The sequence below is a fragment of the Streptomyces sp. NPDC046831 genome (assembly GCF_040645305.1).
Lineage (GTDB): Bacteria > Actinomycetota > Actinomycetes > Streptomycetales > Streptomycetaceae > Streptomyces.
The window spans coordinates 90,723-115,219 of record NZ_JBEYXZ010000023.1 but is presented as its reverse complement, the minus strand read 5'-3'; the positions used below and the strand labels follow the sequence as shown (position 1 = coordinate 115,219).

Here is a 24,497-nt window from a genome sequence, read left to right as displayed (position 1 = left end):
CCAGTTCACCGAGGGACCGGCGTTGCGGGTCGTGCACTCCGCTGACGGCCCACTGGTCGAGCAGGTCGAGGGCGTCGGCGCGGTACCGGCCGTCGTCGAGGGCCATGTACTCGGTGAGGCTGCGGCACAGGGCCTCGACCACGGCGACGTGCTCGACGCCTGCCAGCCGGTGCAGCCAGCCCCAGGCCCGTTCGTCCCCGTCGTGCTCGAAGACGACGCGCCAGGCCCGTACCGCGGTGGCCTGGAGCTCCGGGCACCGGCTTTCGGCGCTCCAGGCCATGACGAGGTTGTACGCGGCGAGGGCGTGGCCCGACTCGCGCGCGGCGACGCCCAGCGCGATGGCCGCCGCGTCCCGCAGTTCCGGGTCCTTGTCGGCCGCCCAGGGGCGCAGGATCCGGGCCCGTACGGTCTCGAAGCTGTGCCGGGCCAGCATTCCGGCGCCGACCGCCGCGCGCACCCCGACGGTGGGCAGGCCCCGGGCCGCGGCGTCACGCAGCCAGCGGGGCAGCGCGTCGCGTATCTCGTCGTACTCGCCCCACACGTGGTCCAGGAGGCGCCGGGCGGTGCCGGGGTCCCGGAAGCGCACGACCTTGCCGCGTGCGCCGCCGTGCCGGGTCGCGACCTCGGACTCCACCAGCGCGGCGCGGACGGCGTCCAGCCGGGCGGTGCGTGTTCCGGTCAGCTTGGTGCCCCGGGGGCGTACGGGGTTGTCCGGGCTCTCGGCGACCTGGAGGCGTTCCTCCAGGTCGCGGGAGAGGGTCGCCACCGTCTCGTACGCCTCGCCGCCGAACACGGCGACGCCGATGGCGAGACACTGCTCGGCGAGGTCCGCCATGTCGTGGAGCCAGTGGGCGACCGCGCGTTCCCCGTGGAGTCTCTTGCGGGCCCGGACCCGGGCGACGACGTCCTCGTCGCCGGCCGCTGCGGCGGCCTCGGCCAGGTCGCGGCCCAGGTCGGCCGCGGCTCCCGCGGTCGTGCCGGCGGCGAGCTCGGCGCGCAGCAGCCGTGCGACGTCCTGCCGGACGAGGAGGCGCCGGGCGCGGGCGGCGCCGGCCGTGCCGAGCCGCCACCGCAGGTGCCGGCCGGCGATCGCGGACGGGTCCGGGGCGGCCGGGGCGTCGGTCAGAGCGGGCCGCACGCGGGGGTCGGTGAACTGGACGGCGGCCTGCGCGGTCAGCACGAGCCGGCAGTCGGCGGCGCGCAGTTCGGCGTCGATGCGGTGGAGTTCGAAGCCGTTGAGCGCGTCGGCGCCCCGCTGGGGGAGGTCGGGCAGGAGGTAACCGGCGCCCGGGAGAAGGTTCTTGCCGTCGACGAGGGTCAGCGCCGTGTCGGGGTCGAGCAGGAGGACGACGCGGTGCCCGGCCCGGTGCAGGGCGGCGCGTGCCATGGCCTCCTTGCCGCTGCCCGCCGGGCCCCGCAGGACGGTGACCGTGCGGGCCGTCACCCGACGGGCCACGGTGTCGAAGCCCTTGGGCGGGACGAACGCCTCCCTGGTCTCGTCCAGGTCCTCGGCGGTGAGCCGGTAGGAGCGGGGCCGCGCGTCGGTGGCGCCGAACTGGAAGACGTAGCTGTCCCCGCCGAAGACCTGGGCCGCCGAGACGCGCAGGCCGTTGACGGCGTCGCGTTCGGCGTCGAGCCGTTCTCCGGCGGCGCCCCGGGTGCCGCGCAGGGCCGTGAGGCCCTCGCGCAGGCGGTGCCGGGGGTCGGTCGTGTCGTCGCCGTCCGGGGGCGGTTCGGGCGCGGGTCCGGGCCGCGGGGCGGGAGGGGGTGTCTCGTCGGCCATCAGGAGGCCTCTGCCTTTCCTTCGCCGCGTCCGGCGGTCTCCTCCGGTCCGGAACCCCACTGGAAGGTCTGGCCTCCGTGCACGATCTGGTCTCCGCCGAACACCTGGCCGACCCGGTCGAAGTGCGCCCCCGCGAAGGGGCCGCTGCCGGGGGCGCCGGGGTGGTCCGCGCGGCGGTCCTCGCGGCCGGCGGGGGCGGCCCCCGGCGCCGCGTCACGGGACGGGGCGCCCGGCGCGGGGCGCGTCGCGGACACTCCGGGAGGCGCGTCGTACCCGGGCACCCTGATCCAGGCGTGGGCGCCGTGGATCTCCTTGGCGTCGAAGGTGACGCAGCGGAAGGTCCGGCTCGCCACGGAGGGGTCGTCGTGGCGGACGACGTGCCGGTGCCACTCTCCGGAGACGGCGAGCGCGAGGCCGGCCCGCGGCGCGGACGCCAGGGCCGTGCGCAGCGGCGGGATGTCGACCAGCCGGCAGGCGGTGTTCAGCTCCTCGCCGGCCCAGCCGTGCGCGTCGCCGGCGACGTCGCCCTGGTGGAGCGCCACGCGCAGGCGCAGCGCGCCCTCCTCGCTGCTGGTGCGGGCGTGGGCGCGCAACCGCTGGTCGAGCACCTCGACGAACCGTCCCGTGAGGTCGGTGCGGTCCACACTTCCGGGCAGCAGCCAGAAGAAGCCGTCCCCTCGGTCGGAAGGCTCGGGTCCGCCCGACCAGTCGATGGAGGATTCCGTGAACGCGGCACGGACAATGCCGTACAACTGTTCGCGAAGCCAGAGCTGAACGGGATTGGCGCGTCGGCCGAATTTCTCGATGTCGACGACGAGTATGGAATAGAGCTGGGCCTTGGGTCTCACCGGATACGTCCTCCCGAGTAGTGCGGGCGCCGTGGATCACTGCCCCGCGGGGGCCACGGTGCCCGCGTCATGAATATCGGGGGGACGGGACCACCCACAGCGTCAGATGACGCACTGGGGTCCGGTGGTCCGCCACCGCGTGGTCATTCCTGTGCCGGATGACGCACACTTCGGTCCGGTGGCCCGCCGACGGGCGGTCATTCGGCGGCCCACCGACGGACTTCGGCGAGGTCCAGGACGCAGGTCCGGCCGCGGCTGGTGGTGACCAGGCCGGCCTCCTGCATGGCGCGCAGCGACCGCACGACGGACTCGCGGGAGATGCCCGCGGCGCCCGCGAGTTCCTGCTGGTTCAGGCGGACGGCGAGCGCTCCGGGCGGTTCGTCGACCGGCGTTCCGTGGCGTACGGCGGTGTCCAGGAGCACGCGCGCGAGCATCGACCGGGACGACCGCGCTCCGCGCTCCGTGCGCATGCTGTCGGAGTCCCGCAGCCGCGTCACGACGCTGCGCAGCACGGCCAGCGTCAGCGAGGCGTGGGTCCGCAGCAGTCTCAGGAACGCCTCACTGCCGACGACCACGCCCTCGAGTTCCTCGATCGCGGTGACCGTCGCGGAGCGCAGGGCGCCGTCGAGGCAGGAGAGTTCGCCGACGAGTTCGCCGGGGCCGCGCAGCGCCAGGACGCTCGTGTAGCCGTTGCCGGACTCCGCGGTGACCTTGGCCAGTCCGCTCAGCACCAGCACCACGCTGTCGGGTGGACCGCCCTCCCGCATCAGCGACTCGCCGCGGGCCCAGGTCCGCACCCTGCCCGCCGCCCGGAGAAGGAGCAATGCGTCGGGGGTGAAGGGCTCGTGGTGCGCGTGGTGCGCGTCCTGGTTCTCGATTGCTCTTCCCCCTGGCACGAATTGGCCTCCCCGCCGCACTCGCGTTCACACCAGCGTACGGAATGGGCGAGATGATGTGTGGCGAATGACGCAGACCGTCGAACGCGGTTCGGATACAAGTGGAGGCAATCGTTCTCACCGACGGGGAGGCACGCGTGACTGAATCTTCGGGTCCACTTCAAGTTCCCGCTCATTACGCCCGGGCCGGGGCGGGAGAGGAAACCGCCTGGCGTATTCACGCGGCGCTCGTCGAATGGACGGGAAAAGTGGACGCCAAGGCGACATTCGCACTGACCGTCGAATCAGCGGCCCTCGCCCTCACGGCCCTGCTGCGCACCGCGCCGCACTCCGGCGCGGGTGACGGGCGAGGCGTCCTGACAGCGGCCGGGATGGCGTTGCTGACGGGGGCCGCCCTGCTGGCGGTGCTGGCGGTCGTCCCCCGCATGGCGAGCGGAGGGCCGAGCCGGCCCGGGGTCGACTTCATCTACTTCGGGCACCTGCGCGGCCTGGCGCCGGACGAGCTGACGCACATCCTGCGGACGGCCGACCCGCTGCCCGCGCTGAGCCGGCAGCTCGTGACGATGTCGGTGATCGCCTGGCGCAAGCACCGGTTCACGCAGGGCTCCCTGGTGCTGGCGGCCGCGGGACTGGTGACGGTCGCGCTTGCGGGAGCGGTCGCCGGGTAGGGGGCGGGCCACCTGCGCCGGCGTCTGGCAGCGGGCGGCTGGGCCCAGCGTTCACGCGTCCGGGTCGAGCAGCCGCTGCTGCACCTGCATGACGAGGTCCAGGAGCCGGCCTTGCCGTATACCCTCGGCCTCCCTCCACGCGTCGAAGCGGGGGCGCAGGTACCGGGTGAGGTGCGTGCCGTGGCGGCGCAGTACCGAGCGCCTGGTGGAGATCTCCTCCTGGACCTCCCTGCGGAGGTCGTCCGTCCAGCCGCGCGCGGTCCTCTTCCGTCAGGGGTGCCCTGAGGGCCGTCACCGCCTCGTCGAGGGTGGTGAGCAGGGGCATGGCTTCTCCGAGGTGTCCGGCAGGGGACGCGATGCCGCACGCCGTTCCGCGCCGGGCCTCCGTGGTCGGCGCGCGGGTCACGTGTCCCCCTGGATCAGACAGCATCCGGCAGCCCTGCCGCCGGCGGACGAGGCGGACGCCGGCCGCCGGCGTCGTACGGGCCCGGGCGGGCGGATGAGCCCCCGGGGCCGCCCGGATCGTGACCGGCGGGCCGGTGGCGTCGTCCGTTTTGCTATGCCGTGCGCTTGCGGGCCGCCGTCTTCTTCGCCGTGCTCTTCTTGGCCGCCGTCTTGCTCGTCGACGCCGACTTCTTCGAGGTCTGGGCCGACGTGGACGCCGACTTCTTGGTGGACGCCGACTTCTTCGCCGTTGTCTTCTTGGCCGTGGACGCCGTCTTCTTCGCCGCCGTGTCCTTGGGGCGCGCGCGGGTGGTCTTGCGTTGCGGGAGGTGTCTGACCTCGGCGTGCTCCGCCTCCTCGGCCGCCTTCTCCCCCACGTCCTCGCCCCTGGACTGCTTCGCCGCCCGGACGCTGTTCTCCAGGGCCGCCATCAGGTCGAGGACCTTGCCGCCCGCGGCGGGCTCGGCGGTCTCGGGGAGCGCCTCACCGGCGGTCTTCGCCGCGATGACCTCCTCGACGGCCTCGCGGTACTCGTCGTGCAGGTCCTCCAGGTCGACCTCGCCGAGGGTGTCCATGAGGGCGTCCGCGAGGTCGAGTTCCTTGTCGCGGACCGTGACGTTGGCGTCCGGGGCGATGCCCTCGGGGGCGCGGACCTCGTCCGGCCAGAGCAGGCCGTGCATGGCGATGGCGTCGCCGACCACGCGCAGCATGCCGAGGCGTTCCCTGCCGCGCAGGGCGAACTTGGCGATCGCCACCTTCTGGCTGCGCTTGAGCGCCTCCCGCAGCAGCGTGTACGGCTTGGCGGCGGGGGCGCCGCTCGCGGCCAGGTAGTAGGCGTTCTCCATCTGGAGCGGATCGATCCGGTCGGCCGGCACGAAGGCCACGATCTCGATCGTCTTCGCGGTCGGCAGCGGCAGGTGCAACAGGTCCTCGTCGGTGATCGGCACGATGCTGCCGTCCGCGTCCTCGTAGCCCTTGCCGATCTCGCCCTGGGTGACCTCGCGGTCCTCCAGTTCGCAGAACTTGCGGTAACGGATGCGGCCGCCGTCCTCCAGGTGGATCTGCCGGAAGGAGATCGAGTGGCTCTCGGTCGCGTTCACCACCTTGATCGGGATGCTGACCAGGCCGAACGAGATGGCGCCGTTCCAGATGGATCGCACGTGCAGCACCTTCCGCGTCGATGAGGGACTGTTTGACGGCTTTGTCGTCATTTCGTGGTTTTCTTATCGTATGGCGCCGATCACAGTGGTGGAGGGGCGACGGCTCGCGCTCAGCAATCTGGACAAGGTGCTGTATCCCGCGACCGGGTTCACCAAGGCCGAGGTACTGCACTACTACGCGACGATCGCGGACGTGCTGCTGCCCCATCTGCGCGACCGGCCACTGTCCTTCCTGCGCTATCCGGACGGGCCCGACGGACAGCAGTTCTTCGTCAAGAACGTGCCGGCGGGTACGCCCGAGTGGGTGACGACCGCCGAGGTGCCCAGGGCGGAGGGGCCGGCGCGGATGGTGCTCGTGCAGGACCTGCCGAGTCTGATGTGGGCCGCCAACCTGGTGACGGAGTTCCACACCCCGCAGTGGACCATCGACTCGCCGGAGGTGGCGGACCGGCTGGTGTTCGACCTCGACCCCGGGCCGCCGGCGACGGTGCTGGAGTGCTGCCGGGTGGCCCTGTGGCTGCGGGAGCGGCTGGCGCGGGACGGGATCGAGGCGTACGCGAAGACGTCGGGGTCGAAGGGGCTGCATCTGCTGGCGGCGGTGCGGGGCGCGTCCAGTGAGCGGACGTCCGAGTACGCGAAGGGGCTGGCGGTGGAGGCGGAGCGGGCGATGCCGGAGCTGGCGCTGCACCGGATGACGCGGAGCCTGCGGCCGGGGAAGGTGTTCGTGGACTGGTCGCAGAACGCGGCGCGCAAGACGACGGCGGCGCCGTACACGCTGCGGGCGCGGGCGCAGCCGTGGGTTTCGGCGCCGGTGACATGGGGGGAGGTGGAGGGGTGCCGGGGGCCGGGGGCGCTGGAGTTCCGGGCGGAGGACGTTGCTCCGCGGGTGCGGGAGTACGGGGATCTGCTGGGGGCGCTGCTGGATGGGGGGCGGGCGGGGACGTTGCCGTGAGGGGGCGTCGCCCGCCTCGGGTGATGCCCGCGGGGGGATGCCGAGCCGGGGGTGACAGTGCCCCCCTGCTCGCCTGGACGTCGGGTGGGGTGCGCGGCCCCGCGTTGACGGGGTGCCGCCGCGCCCACCCGTGCCGCCCTGGCGGCACGACTGCCCGCGGTGGGCGGTGCGGCGGCGCACGTGACCGTCTACGGAGAGCGGTGCCCGCGCTTCCCCGCGGGGACCGGCGAACGCGCCTGCCCGGGGAGCGCGCGTTCACGGTTGCCCGGGGAGTGCGGCGTTCACGGCTGCCCGCGGTGGGCGGTGCGGCGGCGCACGTGACCGTCTGCGGAGAGCGGTGCCCGCGCTTCCCCCCGGAGACCGGCGAACGCGCCTGCCCGGGGAGTGCGGCGTTCACGGCTGCCCGCGGTGGGCGGTGCGGCGGCGCTCACGGGCCGCCGCGGGGTGGGGTGCTGAGGGGTGCCCGCAGGGGGCGGGTGCCTGCCGGTGCCCGTGGTGTGCGGGCAGGCGGCCCGTGGACCCAGGGGTGGGCTCAGACGTGTTGCCAGGTGCCGCGGTCTCGGGCTGTGGCGTGCAGGGCCTCCACGTCCGCCGGTTTCAGGACGCCGCCCAGGCGGGACAGGTTCGGCAGGTCCGTGTCCGTGAGGATGCGGACTCCGTGCGCCGGCGTGGTCAGGCGGAGGTCCGCCGGACCGGCCAGGGCCAGGAGCGGGCGGACCTCCGCCGTCAGGGCGTAGGAGGCCCGGTCGGCGCAGGCGCGGACGCGGCGGAGCAGCGGCTCCGGCCGGCGGCGGCCCGGCGTGACCATCGGGTCGGCGACGAGGACCCGCTGCCTGCGGGCGTACACCGCGTGGACGGCGAACAGGCCGCCGGGGCCGATCACCAGGTGGTGGATGCGGTCGCCGCCGGGCAGCGGGACCGAGTGCAGGGTGCGCCAGCCGGCGCCGTCCAGGCGGTCCAGGGCCTCGCCGACCGTCTGCTCGGCCAGGAGCGCGCGCCGGCGCGGGTCGGGACGCAGGCGGGGAACGGAGCCCGGTTCCCGTTCGAGGGCGATCAGCAGGGCCTCGCCGGGGCGGTTGGGCGCCAGGTCGTCGTCCGGGTGGAGGCTCAGCCGCGCCAGTTCCGCGGGGTTCGGGACCGGGGGCGGGCCGACCGCCACCGGGCCCGTCAGGAAGGGGCCGAGCGCCTCCAGGACCTCGTCCCGGTCGTCCTGGCCGAGCAGGCTCACCCGGGCCGCCTCACGGTCGTACCAGGCGACGTTCCTGCCGTCCGCCCGGCAGACGTACAGACGCTCCTGACCGTGGCGCCAGGCCGGTATGACGCGCAGCCCGCTCATGCATCATCACCCCACGACCATGGGAACAGGAGGGGTGCTCCGGGGGCAAGGACCGGGCTACCTTTGAGGCAGTCCCAGAGGGGCACTCACGGGAGGCGCCGTTGCGTACCCGCAGGAAGCAACCCGACGTACCGGCTCCGGACAGCGCGTGGAACGAGATCGTGCCGGGGCTGTGGATGGGCGGGCACCAGTTCAGGGGTCACTCGGGGCATCTGGAGTTCGCCGTCGTGGGCGGTGAGTTCGATCTCGTGCAGACGCTCCTCAGGCTGCCGGGCCACGGGCCGGACCCCGGTGTACAGCACCAGGTGTGGCCCATCCCGGACGGGCCGCTGGACGGCACCCAGCTCGCCGGGGTGATGCGGCTGGCCCGGGCCGCCTGCGACGCGCTGGCGGCCGGCCGCCGGGTACTCGTGCGCTGTTACCACGGGTACAACCGCTCGGGCCTCGTCGTCGCGCACGCCCTGGTCCGGCAGGGCAGCTCCTGCAACGACGCGATCGGGCTGATTCGCGCGCGACGCTCGCCCTGGGCCCTGCACAACGAGCTCTTCGTCGACTATCTGCGCGCCGGGCTGCCGACCGCCCGGCTGCTGGAGGAGCTCAGCGAGTGAGCGGGCGGGCGGGCCCCGGGCCGGCCACCCGCGGTGAAGCCGGCCTGCGTACGGTCCGTGTGACGGTGCCGTGCCGCATGCTCCACGCCCCCACCACCCGAGCGACGACCGCACCGCTGATTCCCGCGCTCCCTCGCCCCGGGTACGGCCGCACCGCTGATTTCCCACGCTCCCTCGCCCCGGGAGCATGGCCGCGCCGCCGACTTCACGCGCTCCCCCACCCTGGAGCAGGGCCGCACCGCTGATTTCCCACGCTCCCCTGCCCCGGGTACGGCCGCACCGCCGTGCGCTCCCCGCACCCGGGCGTCGGCCGCACCGCTGATCCCCCACGTTCCCCAGGCCAGGCGTCGGCCGCACCGCCGACCTCCCGCGCTCCCCATACCCCCGGGCGACGCCTGCGCACCGCTGACTCCCGCGGTTTCCGCCGCTCGCTCGAAAGGCTCAGCCGCCCCCCTCCCACCGGCGGACAGCGCCGCCTCCGATGGCGGGGCATCACGGCTTTCCGCCCCGGTGCGCCCTTAATCTGGCGGTTGGTCAGGTTCGCCCGCCTCTGGTGGAGGTACACCCATGTCGCTGCGCTGCCCTCTCACCCGTCCGGTCCTGGCGGCCGTCACCGGTGCCGTCGTCACCGCGGCCACTGTCGCGCCCGCCGTCGCCGACGGCGCCTGGGGCTCGGCGCGCCGCATCCGGCACCTCGGTCCCGCGCCGCGCTGGTGCTGACGGCCACGGCGGGCGGGACGGACGCGGCGGAGGCGACGACCGCCTCGGGTGCGTCTCCAGGCGGGTGCCCCATATGAGCCAGGCCGGAACCGCCGGTACGGCCGCGGACCCGCCCCGGCCCGCCGCCCCCCGCCTCCCCCGGCGCCGCGGCATCGAGCTCGCCCTCATCGTCGTGGCCGTCCTGCTGCCCGTGTACGGCTACTGCGCCGTGGGCCTCGCGCAGTACGGCCGGGTGCCGCCCGGGGCGGCCGGGTACGGTGCCGGACTCGGCGGTCTCGCGCTGCTCGCGCACGTCGCGGTGCGGCTGCGGGCGCCGTACGCCGATCCGCTCCTGCTGCCCATCGGGGTGCTGCTCAACGGCCTGGGCCTGGTCCTGATCTACCGGCTGGACCTGGGCACGCCCGGCACCCGGGCGGCGCCCGCCCAGCTCGTGTGGTCCACCCTCGGCGTCGGCCTGTTCACGCTGGTCGTGCTGGTGCTGCGCGACCACCGGTGGCTCCAGCGCTACTCCTACCTCTGCGTCGTCGCCGCGCTCGCGCTGCTGACGCTGCCCATCCTCTTCCCGGCGGTGAACGGCGCCCGCATCTGGATCCGGATGGGCGGCTTCTCCATCCAGCCGGGCGAGTTCGCGAAGGTGCTGCTGGCGGTGTTCTTCGCCGCCTACCTGGCCGCCAACCGCAACGCGCTGGCCTTCGCGGGCCGCCGGCTGGGGCCGCTGCGGCTGCCCACGGGCCGCGTGCTCGGCCCGATCGTGGCGATCTGGCTGCTCAGCGTCGGGGTCCTGGTGCTGGAGCGGGACCTCGGCACCTCCCTGCTGTTCTTCGGGCTGTTCGTCGTCCTGCTGTACGTCGCCACCGGACGCACCGGCTGGGTCGCGGTCGGGCTGCTGCTGGCCGCGCTCGGGGCGGTGGCCGTCGGCTGGCTGGAGCCGCACGTGCACAGCCGCATCGAGGACTGGCTGCACCCCCTCGCCTCGATCGAGGCGGGCCGGGGCCCCGACCAGGTGGCCCAGTCGCTGTTCTCCTTCGCGGCGGGCGGGGTGCTCGGCACCGGTCTCGGTCTCGGCCACTCCCCCCTCATCGGGTTCGCGACCAAGTCGGACTTCATCCTGGCCACGGCCGGCGAGGAACTGGGCCTGGCCGGGCTCTCCGCGGTGTTCCTGCTGTACGCCCTGCTCGTCGAGCGCGGCTACCGGACCGGCCTCGCCCTGCGCGACCCGTTCGGCCGGCTCCTCGCGGTCGGCCTCGCCTCGATCGTGGCGCTCCAGGTGTTCGTGATCGCGGGCGGGGTGACGGGGCTGATCCCGCTGACCGGCATGGCGATGCCGTTCCTGGCCCAGGGCGGCTCCTCGGTCGTCACCAACTGGGCGATCGTGGCGCTGCTGATCCGGGTGAGCCACGTGGCCCGCCGGGAGTACGACGGGCACCTGGCGCCGTGAGCGGGGGCTTCGCCGTCGGTGGGCGTGCGCGTGGGGGCCTCGCGGGCGGTCGCCCGGCGAGCAGCCGCCTCGCGGGCGGCGGCTCCCCGGCCCGTGGCTGGCTGACCCGCGTCCCGGTCCGGGGGCCGGCTCCGGAATCGGAGACTCCGTGACCAGTGACCCCCGAACCGGTGACCGCGGGACCAGTGCCCCCCGGACCTGTGCCTCCGCGACCAGTGAGGAGACCGTGCCGTGACCCGGTACATCCGACACGCCACCGCCTTCTGCCTGCTGCTCCTGGTGGCGCTGCTGGTGCACACCGCCTGGCTCCAGGTCGTCCAGGCCCCGGCGTACGGTGCCAACCCGGCCAACCGCCGTCCCACCATCGCGCGTTACGCCCAGCCCCGGGGCCAGATCCTGGCCGGCGGCCTGCCGGTCACCGGGTCCCGGGACACCCGGGAGCAGCTGCGCTACGAACGGACGTACACGGACGGCCCGTTGTACGCGCCGGTCACCGGGTTCGCCTCGCAGCGGTACGGGACGACGTTCCTGGAGGACACCGAGGACGAGGTGCTCTCCGGCGCGCACCCGATGCTGTCGGCGTTCCGGCTGTTCGACGGCCTCACCCGCGCGCGGCCCCCGGGCGGCGACGTCGTCACGACCATCGACCCGGCGGCGCAGCGGGCGGCGTTCGAGGGGCTCGGCGGGCGCAAGGGGGCGGTGGCGGCGATCGAGCCGGCGACGGGCCGGGTCCTGGCGCTGGTGTCCACGCCGTCGTACGACCCGGCGGAGCTGTCGGGGAACGGGCCCGCGGTGGTGGCGGCGTGGGACCGGCTCAACCGCGATCCGGAGCAGCCGATGCTCAACCGGGCGGTGCGGCAGACGTATCCGCCGGGTTCCACGTTCAAGGTGGTCACCGCGGCGGCCGCGCTGGACACCGGTGTCGTCACGGACGTGGACGCGCCCACGAGGTCGCCGGACCCGTACACCCTGCCCGGCACGACCACGCGCCTGGCGAACGAGGCCGACGGCTGCGAGAACGCCTCGCTGCGGCACGCCTTCGAGTGGTCGTGCAACACGGTGTTCGCCAAGCTGGCCGTGGACGTGGGCGTGCACGACATGCGGCGCACGGCACAGCGGTTCGGCTTCAACGACAAGGGGCTGGCCATCCCCTTCCCGGTCGCGCCGAGCACCTTCGACTCGCGGGTGGACAGGGCGCAGCTGGCGCTGTCGTCCATCGGGCAGTACAACACGCGGGCCACGCCGCTGCAGATGGCGATGGTGGCGGCGGCGGTCGCCGAAGACGGCCAGGTGCGTACGCCGTACCTGGTGGAGCGGACGACCCGCAGCGGCGGCGGCACGGTGTCGACGGCCGGGTCCCCGCCGGCGCGGCAGGTGATGCGCCCCGCGACGGCCGTGCGGCTGCGGGAGCTGATGACCGACGTGGTGGACGAGGGCACCGGGATGAACGCGGCGATCCCGGGCGCGGTGGTGGGCGGCAAGACCGGCACGGCCCAGCACGGGGTCGGCAACTCCGGAACGCCGTACGCGTGGTTCGTCTCCTGGGCGCAGGGCGAGGAGGACATGGACCCGAGGGTCGCGGTCGCCGTGGTCGTGGAGGACGCGTCGGCGCGGCGGGGCGACATCAGCGGCGGCGGGACGGCGGCGCCGATCGCGCGGGCGGTGATGGCGGCGGTGCTGGGTTCGTAGCCCGGGCCGCCCGGCGCGCATACCGCCCGGCCCTCGGGTAGACGCGGAGTCAACAAGTCGTGCGCAGGGGATTGACGAGCTTGCTGACAGGCAGTCTCATAAAGGAACCGCCGGGTGACAACAGGCGCGGCGCCCGGACACATCCCCGTACGACGAGGTGGACAGCCATGACGACCGTGACGGAAGCCGACGCGCTCGCAGGCCTGCGCGACGCGCTCGGCCTGCTCAAGGACCGGGAGCAGGTGGCCGAGCGGCTGCTCGTCTCTTCCGCCAAGCACTCCTTCGACCCGGACGAGGAGCTGGACTGGGACGCGCCCTTCGAGGAGGGCAAGTGGTTCTGGCCGCCGGAGCTGGTGTCGCTCTACGGCACGCCGATGTGGAAGCGGATGAGCGAGGAGCAGCGGATCCTGCTCTCCCAGCACGAGGCCGCGGCGCTCGCCTCGCTCGGCATCTGGTTCGAGATCATCCTCATGCAGCTGCTCGTCCGGCACATCTACGACAAGGCGGCCACGAGCGCGCACGTGCGGTACGCCCTGACGGAGATCGAGGACGAGTGCCGGCACTCGAAGATGTTCGCCCGGCTGATCTCGCGCGGCGGGACGCCCTGGTACCCGGTGAGCCGCGCCCACCAGAACCTGGGGCGGCTGTTCAAGACGATCTCCACCACGCCGGGCTCCTTCACCGCCACGCTGCTCGGTGAGGAGGTCCTCGACTGGATGCAGCGGCTGACCTTCCCCGACGAGCGGGTGCAGCCGCTGATCCGCGGGGTCACGCGCATCCACGTCGTGGAGGAGGCCCGCCACGTGCGGTACGCCCGCGAGGAGCTGCGGCGGCAGATGATGACCGCGCCGAAGTGGTCGCAGGAGTTCACGCGGGTCACCTCCGGCGAGTTCGCCCGGGTGTTCTCCGTCGCCTTCGTCAACCCGGAGGTCTACACGAACGTCGGCCTGGACAAGCGGGAGGCCATGGCCCAGGTCAAGGCGAGCGGGCACCGCCGGGAGGTCATGCAGACCGGCGCCAAGCGCCTGACCGACTTCCTCGACGACATCGGCGTGCTGCGCGGGGTCGGCCGGCGGCTGTGGCGGTCGTCGGGGCTGCTGGCCTGACGGCGGCCGGCCCACGACGGACCCGCACCGCCGCTGCGGCGGACCCGCGCGGGGTCGGCCGGCGGCTGCGGCGGTCGTCGGGGCTGCCGGCCTGACGGCGGCCGGCCCACGACGGACCCGCACCGCCGCTGCGGCGGACCCGCACCGGGCGCCGGTCCGGGCGCCCCCGGCGGCACGACCGGCGCCGGGACCCGCGCCGGCGCAGGCACCCACCGGCGGAAGAGCCGGCGCAGGCACCCACCGGCGGAAGAGCCGGTGCAGGCGCCCACCGGCGGAAGGGCCGACGGAGGCACCCACCAGCGCCCGGACCGGCGCCGGGACCCACTCCACCGGCCCGACCGGCGCCGGTCCCTGCTCCGGCCGCGGGCCGGCGGCGGCGCCCGCCCGCGCGGCCCGGCCGGCACCGACGCCCCCGCGGGCGCCCGTCCCGCCGCGGCCGGGCACCGCACGGCCCGGGGGTCACCGATTACGCTGCCGGTCATGACCCCTCAGGCCCCCACTCCCGCCTACCGGAGGCTGAGCGTCGAGGAACGCCGGGCCCAGCTCCTCGACGCGGCCCTGTCCCTCTTCGCGCACCGCGCGCCCGAGGAGGTCTCCCTGGACGACGTCGCGGAGGCGGCCGGGGTCTCGCGTCCACTGGTCTACCGGTACTTCCCCGGCGGCAAGCAGCAGCTGTACGAGGCCGCGCTGCGCTCGGCCGCCGAGGAGCTGCGGCACTGCTTCGACGAGCCGCGCGAGGGCCCGCTCGTTCCCCGTCTCACTCGCGCCCTGGACCGCTACCTCACCTTCGTCGCCGGGCACGACGCCGGTTTCGCCGCCCTCCTGCAGGGCGGCAGCGTCGTCGAGACGTCCCGGACCACCGCCATCGTCGACGGCGTGCGCCGGGCGGCGGCCGAGCACATCCTCAGCCATCTGAAGGTCGCCGACCCCGGTCCGCGCCTGCGCATGACCGTGCGGATGTGGATCACGGCGGTGGAGGCGGCCTCCCTGATCTGGCTCGACGAGGGCAAGCAGCCGCCCGCCGACGAGCTGCGGGACTGGCTGGTCGAGCAGTTCGTGGCCGTCCTGACGGTGACCGCGGGGCGGGACGAGCAGACCGCCTCGGTGGTGCGTGCCCTGTCCTCGGCGGATGGCTGACACTGGTGGCGTGAAGAGCGAAGACACCCCCTTCGAGGGCGGGCCCATGGACGGCCGCGTGCTGCCCGTGCTGCTCGGGCCCACCGGGCATCCGCCCAGGACCTACCGCATCCCCGTGCCGGACGCCGCGGGCGGCCCGCCGACCGTCCTGGTCTACCGACGGGTGCCGCGCGGCCAGGGCGGGAAGCTCGGGCTGCACCGGGGGTGGAAGTACGCGTACGACCCCGACGGGAGGGCGGGCGGCCGGCTGCGGTGGCCGTGGTCGAAGCCGAAACCGGGGCAGGAGCAGGAGTACGAGCAGGAGTAGGCACAGGAGCAGGGGCCGCCGGGCGGCAGGGGACCGCGTTCCGCGCCGGACGGCAAGCCGGGTGACCCTGGAGAGTGACCGCGTTGCGCCATCTGGCGCACCTTCGGCGCACACAGTCGGTTCATACGTCGAAATTCACGGTGTGGAGCGGAAGGGCCGCTGCGCACCGGAGGTGATGACGTGTCAGGAAGGGTGCTGCGCCTGGTGTGTACGGCGGCGGTGGCGGCTCAGACCGCCCTCGCGCCGGTGTCCGCCGCGGCCGTACCGGAGCCCCCCGCGCCGGCACAGCGGTCCACGGCCGCTCTGCTGACGGATCTTCAGCAGCTCTTCCGCCAGGCCGAGCAGGCCACCAAGGCCTACGACGCCGTCGCGAACCGGCTGGTGAGGCAGTGCGCCGAGACCGACCGGGTGGACGCCGCGCTGACCCGCGCCCGGCTCTCCCTGGAGGAGAGCCGCGAGGCGGCGGGGCGGCTCGCCCGGCAGCAGTACCAGGGCAGCACCGGCCTCTCGCCGTACCTCCGGCTGCTGCTCGCCCGCGACCCCCAGCACGCGCTGGACGAGGGGCACGTCATCGGGCAGCTCGCGCGGCAGCGGGCCGAGACGGTGCGGCGGCTGACCGGCGACGAGCGAACGGCGAGCGGACTCGCCCGTCAGGCGCGCACGGCCCTCGACGGACAGCTCGTCCTGGCCGGCCGGGCGCGCACGGCGCGCGACGAGGTGCGGGCCCGCCTCGGTGACGTGGAGAGGCTGCTGGCCTCGCTCAGTCCCGCGCAAGTGTCGGCCCTCGCCGCGTTGGACCAGAAGGGCACCTCCGGGACGCAGCGCGGGCCCGTCACCGCCGGGACGCCCGGCGCTGCGCCGGCTCCGGCTCCGGCCCCGGCCCCGGCCCCGGCCTCGACTCCGGCCTCGACCCCAGCCCCAGCCCCAGCCCCGACTCCGGCCTCGACCCCGACCCCTGCCCCAGCCCCGACTCCGGCCCCAGCCCCGGGAAGCCCGGCGATCGTGCGCTACGCCCTGCCGGAGATCGGCGAGCCGTACCAGTGGGGGGCCAAGGGACCGACGGCGGCCGACTGCCCGGGGCTGACCTGGCAGGCCGGGGGCCTGGCGGGCGTCCCGGGGCCCACAGCGGGTCCGGGCCAGGCGGGCGCCCCCGGTCCCGGAGCGGGCCAGGGGCAGCCGGCGCGGCAGATGCCCCTCGGCCAGTTCGGGCCGGGTTACCTGGTCGTGTACTTCCCCGAGGCGACGCGGGTCGCGCTGCGTCTCGGCGACGGACCGATGGCGCAGGGCCCGCAGCCCGGACCGGTGACGCCCGGCCTGCAACCCGGACCGGTGGCGCCGGGCCCGCAGCCGGCTGTGCCACCCCTGGCCGCGACCCCGGCACCCGGACCGGTGGCGCCGGTCCCGCAGCCGGGTTCAAAGCCGACGGCGCCGCCCCTCGCCGCGAACCCCGCGCCCGGGGCGGTCCGGCCAGGCCGGGGCAGGTAGCCACCCACCGCAGCGGAACACGTCGCCAGGACTACCGCGGCCCCCGGCGACAAGCGCCCCCGGGACTGACCGCGGGCCCCGGCGGCAAGCGCCCCCGGAGCTGACCGCGGCCCCCGACGGCAAGCGCCCCCGGAGCTGACCGCGGCCCCCGGCGGTACGCGGGCCCGCGGGCGGTACGCGCCGCCAGGGGGCTGCCCGCAGGCGCCCGAGAGGGGCCGGGAACGGCCTCCTACGCGGCGCCCGCGCCGGACACCTCGGCCAGGTAGGCCTCGGTCTTGGCCGGGTCGTAGAAGAAGCTCTCGAAGTCGGCCGGGTCGTTGAAGGCGTTGGCGAAGCGGTCGGCGACCGGCTGGAGCTGGCCGGCGGCGCCGATCAGGTTCAGCACGTGCTCCGGCGGCGGGGCGAGCATGGCGTTCGTCCACTTGGTGACGTGCTGGGCGGTGGCCCAGTAGCGGTCGAACGTCTGCTGCATCCACGCCTCGTCGAAGGGCTGGTCGCCGCGTTCGAGGATGGAGGCGAGGTAGGCGGCGGCGCACTTGGACGCCGAGTTGGAGCCCTGGCCGGTGATCGGGTCGTTGGCGACGACGACGTCCGCGACGCCGAGGACCAGACCGCCGCTGGGCAGGCGGCCGATCGGCTTGCGGACGGTCGGGGCGTAGCGGCCGGCGAGCGTGCCGCCCGCGTCGGTCAGTTCGACCTTGGTGGCCCGTGCGTACTCCCAGGGCAGGAACTTCTCCATGAGCTCCAGGGTCAGGGCCAGGTGCTCGGAGGGGTCCTTGACGCCGTTGAAGACGTCGAGCGGGCCGCCGGGGATGCCCTCCCAGAACAGGATGTCGGCGCGGCCGGAGACGGTGTAGGTCGGCATGACGAACATCTCGCCGACGCCGGGGACCAGGTTGCAGCGGACCGCGTCGAACTCCGGGTGCTCCGGGCGCGGGCCGAGGCCGTGCACGTAGGCCACCGCGAGGGCGCGCTGCGGCTCGCTGTAGGGGGAGCGGGAGGCGTCGCGCTCGAACATCGACACCAGCTCGCCCTTGCCCGCGGAGACGAGGACGAGGTCGTAGGTGCGGGCGAAGTAGTCGAGGTCGCCGACCGCCGCGCCGTGGATGACGAGCTGGCCGCCGCGCTGGGCGAACGTCTCCATCCAGCCGGCCATCTTCACCCGCTGGTCGACCGACTGCGCGTACCCGTCGAGCTTGCCCACCCAGTCGATCGCGCGCTGCGAGGGGCCCGGGTCGAAGGAGCCCGGGGCGGCGACCGAGACGCCGAGCCCCTCGATCCTCGGGGCCTGCGACTCCCAGAAGTTCAGCCCCAGGTCGCGTTCGTGCTGCAGTGCGGTGTGGAACATGCACTGCGTCGACATGACCCGGCCGGAGCGGATCTCGTCCGCCGTCCGGTTGGACATCAGGGTGACCTCGTACCCGTGCGACTGGAGGCCGAGGGCGAGCTGGAGGCCGGACTGGCCGGCCCCCACGACGAGTATCTTCCGCATGCGGGTGGTGTCTCCTAGGGAGTGCTGGACTACTCGGGGGTTTCCTCGAGTGCGTGGCCCACGAGGGACAGCAGGACCTCGATGACCGACATCCTGCGCCGCGCGTCCATGATCATGACAGGTATGTGCGCGGGGATCGTGAGGGCCTCGCGCACGTCCTCCGGCTCGAACCGCTCGCTGCCGTCGAAGTGGTTGACGGCGACGACGTACGGCAGCCGGCAGCTCTCGAAGTAGTCGAGCGCGGGGAAACAGTCCTTCAGGCGGCGGGTGTCGGCCAGCACGACCGCGCCGATCGCGCCGCGCACCAGGTCGTCCCACATGAACCAGAACCGCTGCTGGCCCGGCGTGCCGAACAGGTAGAGCACCAGTTCGTCGTCGAGCGTGATGCGGCCGAAGTCCATGGCCACGGTGGTGGTCAGCTTGCCCGGTGTGGCGGTGAGGTCGTCGGTCTCCTCGCTGGCCTCGGTCATCAGCGCCTCGGTCTGCAGGGGCGTGATCTCCGAGACGGAGGTGACCAGCGTGGTCTTGCCGACGCCGAAGCCGCCGGCCACCACTATCTTCGTGGCGATCGGGGCGCGGGTGCGGTCCGTCTGCCAGGGCCGCAGGTGCTCCTCCTCGTCGAGGAGCGGGGAGACGCCGCGAGCGGCGTCAGAGACGGCGGAGTCCACTCAGCACCCTTTCCAGCAGAGCGCGGTCCGGCCGGCCCACGCCGTGGCCGGTACCGGTTCCGTACACACGGATCTTTCCCTGGTCCGCGAGGTCGCTGAGGAGGACGCGGACCACGCCGAGCGGCATCTTCAGCAGCGCGGCGATCTCGGCCACCGTGCGCATGCGGCGGCAGAGTTCGACGATGGCCCGCATCTCCGGCATGACCCGGGTGGTGAGGGAACCGTTCGTCAGTTCCTTGCGCTCCTCGGGGGCCTCCAGCGCCGCGACGAACGTCTCCACGAGGAGGACGTGGCCGAAGCGGGTGCGGCCGCCGGTGAGCGAGTAGGGCCGGACACGGGCGGGTTTGCGGTCGCCGCCGCGGACCGGGAGGTTGTGTTTGGGCGTACTGCTCATCGGGCGCTCTCCGCCGACTCGGACTCCAGGGACTTCCTCAGCTCGCTGCGGAGCTCCGGCGTCAGCACGTGTCCGGCACGGCCCACGAACAGCGCCATGTGGTACGCCACGACGCTCATGTCGCACTCGGCGGAGCCGTGCACGCCGAGCAGCGAGCCGTCGCTGATCGACATGACGAACAGGCTGCCCTCGTCCATCGCGACCATCGTGTGCTTGACGCCGCCGTAGGCCATCAGCTTGGCGGCGCCGACGGTCAGGCTGCCGATGCCGGAGACGATGGTGGCGAGGTCCGCGGACGAGCCGCGCGGGCCGCTGCGCCGTTCCCCGGCGGCGGCCTCCCGTGCGACGGCGTGGTGGCCGGGGTCCGAGGAGAGCAGGAGCAGGCCGTCGGAGGAGACCACCGCGACCGAGAGGATGCCGGGCACCTCCTCGACCAGGTTGGTCAGCAGCCAGTGCAGGTTGCGGGCCTCACTGCTCAGTCCGAAGGTACTGGGCGCGGTCAACTGCTTGCCTCCTCGACTGTGCCCCCCGTGGCTTCTTCGACGTCTGCCGGTCCGGCGGCGGGCACCCGGTGCTGGGCCGTCTTGTCGGCGATCTCCGCTTCGACCTCGCGGTAGCCGGCCTGGGCGCCCTGGCGGAAGCCGCCGAGGCGCCGGCGCAGTGCCTCGGCGTCGACGGAGCCGGTGCGCTTGCGCGGTGCCGACGGCGGGGCGGTGATCTTCGGGGTCCGCTTGGGCAGCCCCTTGTCGGTGACCGGCTCCTCCGGCTCGTCGGCGGCCCGCTCGTGCGCGTCCGGTCCGATGGCGTAGGCGTCGGCCGTGGTCTGCGGCCGGGCCGCGTCCCGGGGACCGGTCGGGTCCGCGGGTCCGGCCGTGGCCGGAGTGTCGCTGGTGTCGTCGGTGTCCGGTGCGCCGGCGGGTGCCGGGGGCGCGGTGGCGCCGTCCGCGGCGGACGTCTCGGTGGAGGCTGCCGGGATCAGCAGCTCCATCGTGGTCTCGGCCGGGGACTCGGGGCCGGCCTGCGGCTCGGGCCGGCGCGGGGCGGGCACGTCCGCCGTGCGGGCGGTGTCCCGCTGCGGCAGCGCCGCGGCCTCCGAGCGCTCCACGGCCTTCTCGGCCAGCGCCACCAGCGGGTCGCCGCCCTTGCCGCGCCCGTACAGGACGTTGGAGTTGACCTCGGCGTCCGCGCCGGGCAGGGAGTAGGCCTGCGCGCCCCCGGCGACCGGCCCGGACGCCGGGACGGCCTTGTCGGGCGCGGCGGCGAGCAGCGACTGCGGTACGACGACGACCGCCGCGACGCCGCCCTGCTTCTGCTCCCGCAGCTGTACGCGCACCCCGTGCCGGTGGGCGAGGCGGGCCACCACGTACAGGCCCAGGCCGAGGCCGTCCTCGCCCTCCTGGTCGTAGGGGGCCTCCGGGTCGAAGTCGGCGAGGCGCCCGTTGAGGCGGGTCATCCGCTCCGCGGTCATGCCGATGCCCTCGTCCTGGACGGACAGCATGACCTCGCCGTTCTCCAGCAGCCAGCCGGAGACCTCGACGGGCTGCTCGGGCGGCGAGAAGGAGGTCGCGTTCTCCATCAGCTCCGCCAGCAGGTGGCTGAGGTCGTCGGCGACGAACCCGGCCACGTGCACGTGCGGTGGGAGCGCGGCGATGCGGACGCGCTCGTACCGCTCGATCTCGCTGACCGCGGCGCGGACGACGTCCACGAGCGGGACGGGACCGGCGCTCTGCTGGACGTGCTCGGTGCCGGCGAGGACGAGGAGGTTCTCGCTGTGCCGGCGCATGACCGTGGCGAAGTGGTCGAGCTTGAACAGGGTGGACAGGCGGTCCGGGTCCTGCTCGCGCTCCTCCAGGCCCTCGATGACGGACAGCTGCCGCTCCACGAGGCCGAGGGTGCGCAGCGCGAGGCTGACGAAGGTGCCGCCGATGCTGGTGCGCAGCCGGTCCAGGTGGGCGGACGACTCGGCGAGCTGGGCGCGCAGCTCCTCGCGGGCGTCGGCCATCTTCTGGCGCTGGCCGACCAGGTGCTTGCGGTCGGCCTCCAGGGTGGCGACGCGCTCGGCCAGGGCGGCGGCGTGCGCGTGCAGAGCGTTGACGGAGCGCACGACCTGCGCGAACTCGTCGTTGCGGCCGTTGAAGGCGACCGGCTCCTGCGCGGCGGGGTCCTCGGCGCCGGCCAGCCGGGCGGAGCCGATGCGCAGCACGGCGAGCGGGCGGGTGAGCGTGCGGGCCATCGCCGTGGCGATGCCGACGGCGACGAGCAGCAGCGCGCCGAGGAGGGCGACGCGGATCTCCAGCGCCGTGACGTCGTCGTCGCGGAGCGCGGCGAGGTCCTTGGTGCGGTGGGCGTAGAGGGAGGACTCCACGCCGCGCATCAGCTCGACGCGGGCGGTGAGGGCGGCGTCGGCCTTCCTGGTGCTGGTGCGCAGGTCCTTGCCGGAGAGCGTGGGCTCGTCGGTGAGCGAGGCCAGGTACTTCTGCGCCGCCTCGGCCTCCGGTCCGGTGACGGTGGAGTCGTACGACGTGCGGGCCGCCTCCGGCGCGGAGTCGCGGAAGCCGGCGAGGGCGGCGTCGGAGCGCACCCGGGCCTGCTGGGCGGCGGCGCTGAGGGCGTCGCGCTCCTCGGCGTCGTCGTCCGACGAGGAGGTGGACGCGGGCAGGCCGGTGACGGGGTCGACGGCCGGGTCCGCCGAGCCGGGCACGCTGAGGGCCGCGAGGAGCAGCCCGCGGGCCGCCGCGGCCTGCTGGACGGCGGTGTCCAGCTCCGCGAGGGCGTGCGCGCCGGAGCCCGCGCGCGGGGGCATCCGCTCGGCCAGCTGTTCGGCGAGCCGGTGCAGTTCGGCGATCGTCCGCGAGTACGCCTGGTGGGTCTGCAGGGCGGTGCTCTTGCCGGTGAGCGCCGACCGGCGCACGGAGGCGATGCCGTCGAGGTCCGTCCGCAGCCACGCCGGGGCGCCGGTGTCGGCGCGCAGCTCCTCGACCTGCCGGTCGACGCGGGTGCCGCGCTGCTCGCTGGGCGCCTTGGACTTGGGGCGGCCGGCGGCGACGTAGGAGGTGACCTCGTCGCGCTCGTCGGCCAGTGCGCCGGCGAGGGCGAGGGCGCTCTGGGTCTGCTCGGCGAGCGTCACCAGGTCCTGGGAGTCGCTCAGCTGCCCGGAGGCGGCGAGCACCGAGGGCGCGCCGGCACCGGCTATGGCCGCGGCCACGACGGCGACGGCGGCGATGAGCCGGTTGCGGACGTGGGTGGGACGGCCCTTGCCGACGGGGGGCGCGCCGGGCGTGTGCTCCGAACCCCCCGCGGAGGCCGTCTGCTTGCCTGTGCGCCGAGGCCGCGTCATCTGCACCGGTGCTCGCATTCCTGTACTCGTGTACTCATGGGCCCGGGCGGCGCCCCGTCAACTGGTGCCGACTGGTGCGTACGCCCTCCCCCAGCACTCGACCACTGCTCGAGCAGGGGCGACCCCCATCGGTTCCCGACCCTCCCAGTGTCGGTGGGCGGTGGTCCGGCATCATCGGACCCGCCACCCGAAGGAGTGAACATCGGAGGGGAGTTGGCGGGCAAGTTCTCCTGAAGCGCGTGACGGCCTTGCGCCTGGCGCCGGTTGGACGTCGGCGGCAGGCTTTGGCAGTATTCGCCGCCACGCATTCCCGGAGCGCGTCAATTGCCCCAAAAAAGGCGTCTGACCTGCGCGGCAGCGCCAATTCGCCCACCGTTACCAGCCTTTCGCAGAATGTGTGAAGGGCTCGTGCAGACTGGCCGGATGCGCACTGAGGTTGTTTCCGATCCCGGCACCGGGGAGCGCCCCAACGAGGACTTCGCGAGCGTCGCGCTACCGGCCTGTGGGCAGGGTGGTTGCCTTGTCGTGCTGGACGGGGTGACGCCGCCGAGGACCACCACGGGGTGTCTGCATTCGGTCCCCTGGTTCACCGCGCGACTCGGGGGCGCACTGACCGAACTGACCGTTTCCTGCCCAGATCTGACGCTCCCTGAGATCCTGGCGCGAGCGGTCGCGCGGACCGCCGGAGCCCACGTGATCACTTGTGACCTTTCTCACCCGCGCACCCCTCAGGCGACGGTGGCGCTGGCCCGCTGGTCGGCCACCACGGTGGAGTACCTGGTCCTGTCCGACGCGGCGCTGCTGGTGGAGTCACCCGGCGGTGCGGTCGCCGCCGTGCTCGACGACCGGCTCGCCCGCGTCCCGCGGGCCTTGCTCACCGACGCGGCGCTCGTCGACGCCACGCTCCGCAACCGGGAGGGCGGCTTCTTCACCGCCGCGGCGGACCCCTCGGTGGCGGCCCGCGCGGTGACGGGCAGCGTGCCGCGCCACGAGGTCCGCTCCCTGACCGCGCTGAGCGACGGGGCCGCGCGCTGGGTGGAGACGTTCGGCGCGGGCGACTGGGCGGACTGTGCCGCCGTCGTCCGCGAGGAGGGGGCGCGGGCGCTCGTGGAGCGCGTGCGGGTGCTGGAGCGGGCCGACCGGGAGGAGCGCCGGCACCTGGGACGGGCCAAGCCGCACGACGACGCGACGGTGGTGTTCGTGGAGCCGTGACGGTGCCGGGCCGGGCGGGCCGGTCACTTCTCCATGCCGAGGTTCAGCTCGTGCAGCAGCCGGGCCAGTTCCGCCACCTCGCGGCGGTCCCAGTGGGCGAGCTGGCTGACGTACCGGGCCCGGCGGGCCTCGCGCACCTGGCCGACGCGGCGGCGGCCGTCCTCGGTGAGGGCCACCAGCCACGCCCTGCCGTCCGCCGGGTCGGGTTCCCGGGCGACCAGGCCCAGGTCCTCCAGGGCGCGCAACTGCCGGGACATCGTGGCCTTGCCGACGCCGATGTAGGCGGCGAGGTCCGTGGCGCGCTGGCCGCCGTGCTCCTCCAGCCGGACGAGCAGCCCGTACGCGGCGGACTCCAGGTGCGGGTGGACCTCTCGGGCCATCTCCCCCTGGTTGGCCCGGGCCCGCCGCAGCAGCACGGTCAGCTCGCGCTCCAGGGACAGGAACTCCGGATCCGTCCCGTGCGGCGACGCCCCGGACGCGACGCGGCGTCCCTCGCCGTTTCCGTCTTCCCGCACGTCAGTCAGCCCCTGCTTGTCGTCGTCCGTCGTGGTCCGGGTCCGTCGTGGTCCGGTTTCCCGGTGCTGAAAGTTTCCGCCACCCGCCGCCATCGCCGCAGCTCCCCCAGTATTTCGCAGGCTTAGACCAACGGCAGCCTCCGGCCCCCCTTCCCACGGCCGTGTCTACGTGCGTAGCTTCATGACCAGGCAATGACTGGCATGCCCACGCCGAGCACATCTCCCGGCCGGTCCGGCGCCGGCCGCTCTCCCCACACCGGGCACGCCCGCGCGTTTCCCCCACCGAGCACCACCGAGCCCTC

At 74.3% G+C, this 24,497-nt stretch carries 22 protein-coding genes; 11 read left to right on the top strand and 11 right to left on the bottom strand.

Annotated elements, in window-relative coordinates:
- From ABZ920_RS20400 to ABZ920_RS20390, 3 genes are all read right to left on the bottom strand, one after another.
- Window positions 1–1,783 (bottom strand): hypothetical protein (locus tag ABZ920_RS20400; protein ID WP_361506604.1); only part of this gene is annotated, 1,783 nt, incomplete at its 3' end.
- Window positions 1,783–2,631, bottom strand: a complete 849-nt coding sequence (locus ABZ920_RS20395) for a hypothetical protein (protein WP_361506601.1) — start codon at window positions 2,629–2,631, stop codon at window positions 1,783–1,785. The genes ABZ920_RS20400 and ABZ920_RS20395, both read right to left, overlap by 1 nt.
- Before the next feature lie 197 nt (window positions 2,632–2,828).
- A complete protein-coding gene (locus tag ABZ920_RS20390) occupies window positions 2,829–3,527 on the bottom strand; it encodes a Crp/Fnr family transcriptional regulator (RefSeq protein ID WP_361506598.1) in 699 nt (232 codons plus the stop codon).
- Between the two features lie 248 nt (window positions 3,528–3,775).
- Here ABZ920_RS20390 and ABZ920_RS20385 point away from each other — a divergent pair, with 248 nt between their 5' ends.
- Window positions 3,776–4,195, top strand: a complete 420-nt coding sequence (locus ABZ920_RS20385) for a Pycsar system effector family protein (RefSeq protein WP_361506595.1) — start codon at window positions 3,776–3,778, stop codon at window positions 4,193–4,195.
- 557 nt (window positions 4,196–4,752) lie between these two features.
- Here the strand turns inward: ABZ920_RS20385 and ABZ920_RS20380 are convergent.
- A complete protein-coding gene (locus ABZ920_RS20380) occupies window positions 4,753–5,799 on the bottom strand; it encodes a Ku protein (protein ID WP_361506592.1) in 1,047 nt (348 codons plus the stop codon).
- Window positions 5,800–5,869: 70 nt separating this feature from the next.
- On the opposite strand from ABZ920_RS20380, the gene ligD reads away from it, so the two are divergent.
- Entirely contained in the window at window positions 5,870–6,751 is an 882-nt protein-coding gene (gene ligD, locus ABZ920_RS20375; protein ID WP_361506589.1) for a non-homologous end-joining DNA ligase, read from the top strand.
- Window positions 6,752–7,283: 532 nt separating this feature from the next.
- Here ligD and ABZ920_RS20370 read toward each other — a convergent pair.
- Window positions 7,284–8,087, bottom strand: coding sequence for a nuclease-related domain-containing protein (locus ABZ920_RS20370; protein WP_361506587.1), 804 nt, complete (start codon window positions 8,085–8,087; stop codon window positions 7,284–7,286).
- 101 nt (window positions 8,088–8,188) lie between these two features.
- On the opposite strand from ABZ920_RS20370, the gene ABZ920_RS20365 reads away from it, so the two are divergent.
- From ABZ920_RS20365 to ABZ920_RS20330, 8 genes are all read left to right on the top strand, one after another.
- The gene (locus ABZ920_RS20365; RefSeq protein ID WP_361506584.1) at window positions 8,189–8,695 is read left to right on the top strand and encodes a dual specificity protein phosphatase family protein; all 507 of its coding nucleotides are present in this window, start codon (window positions 8,189–8,191) and stop codon (window positions 8,693–8,695) included.
- Window positions 8,696–9,262: 567 nt separating this feature from the next.
- A complete protein-coding gene (locus ABZ920_RS20360) occupies window positions 9,263–9,415 on the top strand; it encodes a hypothetical protein (RefSeq protein ID WP_361506581.1) in 153 nt (50 codons plus the stop codon).
- A gap of 73 nt (window positions 9,416–9,488) precedes the next feature.
- Window positions 9,489–10,853, top strand: a complete 1,365-nt coding sequence (locus tag ABZ920_RS20355; protein WP_361506578.1) for an FtsW/RodA/SpoVE family cell cycle protein — start codon at window positions 9,489–9,491, stop codon at window positions 10,851–10,853.
- Between the two features lie 231 nt (window positions 10,854–11,084).
- Window positions 11,085–12,542, top strand: coding sequence for a penicillin-binding transpeptidase domain-containing protein (locus tag ABZ920_RS20350; protein ID WP_361506575.1), 1,458 nt, complete (start codon window positions 11,085–11,087; stop codon window positions 12,540–12,542).
- Between the two features lie 167 nt (window positions 12,543–12,709).
- Complete coding sequence (locus ABZ920_RS20345; RefSeq protein WP_361506572.1) at window positions 12,710–13,648, top strand: diiron oxygenase; 939 nt, start codon at window positions 12,710–12,712, stop codon at window positions 13,646–13,648.
- A gap of 480 nt (window positions 13,649–14,128) precedes the next feature.
- Window positions 14,129–14,785 (top strand): TetR/AcrR family transcriptional regulator, encoded by a 657-nt coding sequence (locus ABZ920_RS20340; RefSeq protein ID WP_361506570.1) that lies wholly within the window; start codon window positions 14,129–14,131, stop codon window positions 14,783–14,785.
- Window positions 14,778–15,092 carry a hypothetical protein gene (locus ABZ920_RS20335; RefSeq protein ID WP_361506568.1) on the top strand — a complete coding sequence of 105 codons (315 nt, stop codon included), beginning with the start codon at window positions 14,778–14,780 and terminating at the stop codon, window positions 15,090–15,092. Before ABZ920_RS20340 ends, ABZ920_RS20335 begins: the two co-directional genes overlap by 8 nt.
- Before the next feature lie 180 nt (window positions 15,093–15,272).
- Entirely contained in the window at window positions 15,273–16,577 is a 1,305-nt protein-coding gene (locus ABZ920_RS20330; protein ID WP_361506565.1) for a hypothetical protein, read from the top strand.
- Window positions 16,578–16,806: 229 nt separating this feature from the next.
- On the opposite strand, the gene ABZ920_RS20325 is transcribed toward ABZ920_RS20330, so the two are convergent.
- The 5 genes from ABZ920_RS20325 to ABZ920_RS20305 are packed head-to-tail and all read right to left on the bottom strand — an operon-like array spanning window position 16,807 to window position 22,474.
- Window positions 16,807–18,069 (bottom strand): styrene monooxygenase/indole monooxygenase family protein, encoded by a 1,263-nt coding sequence (locus ABZ920_RS20325; RefSeq protein WP_361506562.1) that lies wholly within the window; start codon window positions 18,067–18,069, stop codon window positions 16,807–16,809.
- 29 nt (window positions 18,070–18,098) lie between these two features.
- Window positions 18,099–18,737, bottom strand: coding sequence for an ATP/GTP-binding protein (locus tag ABZ920_RS20320; protein ID WP_361506559.1), 639 nt, complete (start codon window positions 18,735–18,737; stop codon window positions 18,099–18,101).
- A complete protein-coding gene (locus ABZ920_RS20315) occupies window positions 18,718–19,131 on the bottom strand; it encodes a DUF742 domain-containing protein (RefSeq protein ID WP_361506556.1) in 414 nt (137 codons plus the stop codon). The genes ABZ920_RS20320 and ABZ920_RS20315 overlap by 20 nt, the downstream gene beginning before the upstream one ends.
- Window positions 19,128–19,634, bottom strand: coding sequence for a roadblock/LC7 domain-containing protein (locus ABZ920_RS20310; protein ID WP_361506553.1), 507 nt, complete (start codon window positions 19,632–19,634; stop codon window positions 19,128–19,130). Before ABZ920_RS20310 ends, ABZ920_RS20315 begins: the two co-directional genes overlap by 4 nt.
- Window positions 19,631–22,474, bottom strand: coding sequence for a nitrate- and nitrite sensing domain-containing protein (locus ABZ920_RS20305; protein WP_361506550.1), 2,844 nt, complete (start codon window positions 22,472–22,474; stop codon window positions 19,631–19,633). The genes ABZ920_RS20310 and ABZ920_RS20305 overlap by 4 nt, the downstream gene beginning before the upstream one ends.
- 417 nt (window positions 22,475–22,891) lie before the next feature.
- Here ABZ920_RS20305 and ABZ920_RS20300 point away from each other — a divergent pair, with 417 nt between their 5' ends.
- Window positions 22,892–23,680: a hypothetical protein gene (locus ABZ920_RS20300; protein ID WP_361506548.1), complete on the top strand. Its 789-nt coding sequence runs from the start codon at window positions 22,892–22,894 to the stop codon at window positions 23,678–23,680.
- Window positions 23,681–23,703: 23 nt separating this feature from the next.
- Here the strand turns inward: ABZ920_RS20300 and ABZ920_RS20295 are convergent, their stop codons facing one another.
- On the bottom strand, window positions 23,704–24,195 hold the full coding sequence (locus ABZ920_RS20295) for a MarR family transcriptional regulator (RefSeq protein WP_361506545.1): 492 nt from the start codon (window positions 24,193–24,195) through the stop codon (window positions 23,704–23,706).
- Window positions 24,196–24,497: the final 302 nt, after the last annotated feature.

Bases quoted from the DNA above. Each gene is read 5' to 3' on its own strand.
- ABZ920_RS20325 (WP_361506562.1), bottom strand. From the start codon at position 18,069: ATGCGGAAGATACTCGTCGTGGGGGCCGGCCAGTCCGGCCTCCAGCTC.
- ABZ920_RS20370 (WP_361506587.1), bottom strand. From the start codon at position 8,087: ATGAGCGGGCTGCGCGTCATACCGGCCTGGCGCCACGGTCAGGAGCGT.
- ABZ920_RS20315 (WP_361506556.1), bottom strand. From the start codon at position 19,131: ATGAGCAGTACGCCCAAACACAACCTCCCGGTCCGCGGCGGCGACCGC.
- ABZ920_RS20335 (WP_361506568.1), top strand. From the start codon at position 14,778: ATGGCTGACACTGGTGGCGTGAAGAGCGAAGACACCCCCTTCGAGGGC.
- ABZ920_RS20340 (WP_361506570.1), top strand. From the start codon at position 14,129: ATGACCCCTCAGGCCCCCACTCCCGCCTACCGGAGGCTGAGCGTCGAG.
- ABZ920_RS20300 (WP_361506548.1), top strand. From the start codon at position 22,892: ATGCGCACTGAGGTTGTTTCCGATCCCGGCACCGGGGAGCGCCCCAAC.
- ABZ920_RS20360 (WP_361506581.1), top strand. From the start codon at position 9,263: ATGTCGCTGCGCTGCCCTCTCACCCGTCCGGTCCTGGCGGCCGTCACC.
- ABZ920_RS20345 (WP_361506572.1), top strand. From the start codon at position 12,710: ATGACGACCGTGACGGAAGCCGACGCGCTCGCAGGCCTGCGCGACGCG.
- ABZ920_RS20355 (WP_361506578.1), top strand. From the start codon at position 9,489: ATGAGCCAGGCCGGAACCGCCGGTACGGCCGCGGACCCGCCCCGGCCC.
- ligD (WP_361506589.1), top strand. From the start codon at position 5,870: ATGGCGCCGATCACAGTGGTGGAGGGGCGACGGCTCGCGCTCAGCAAT.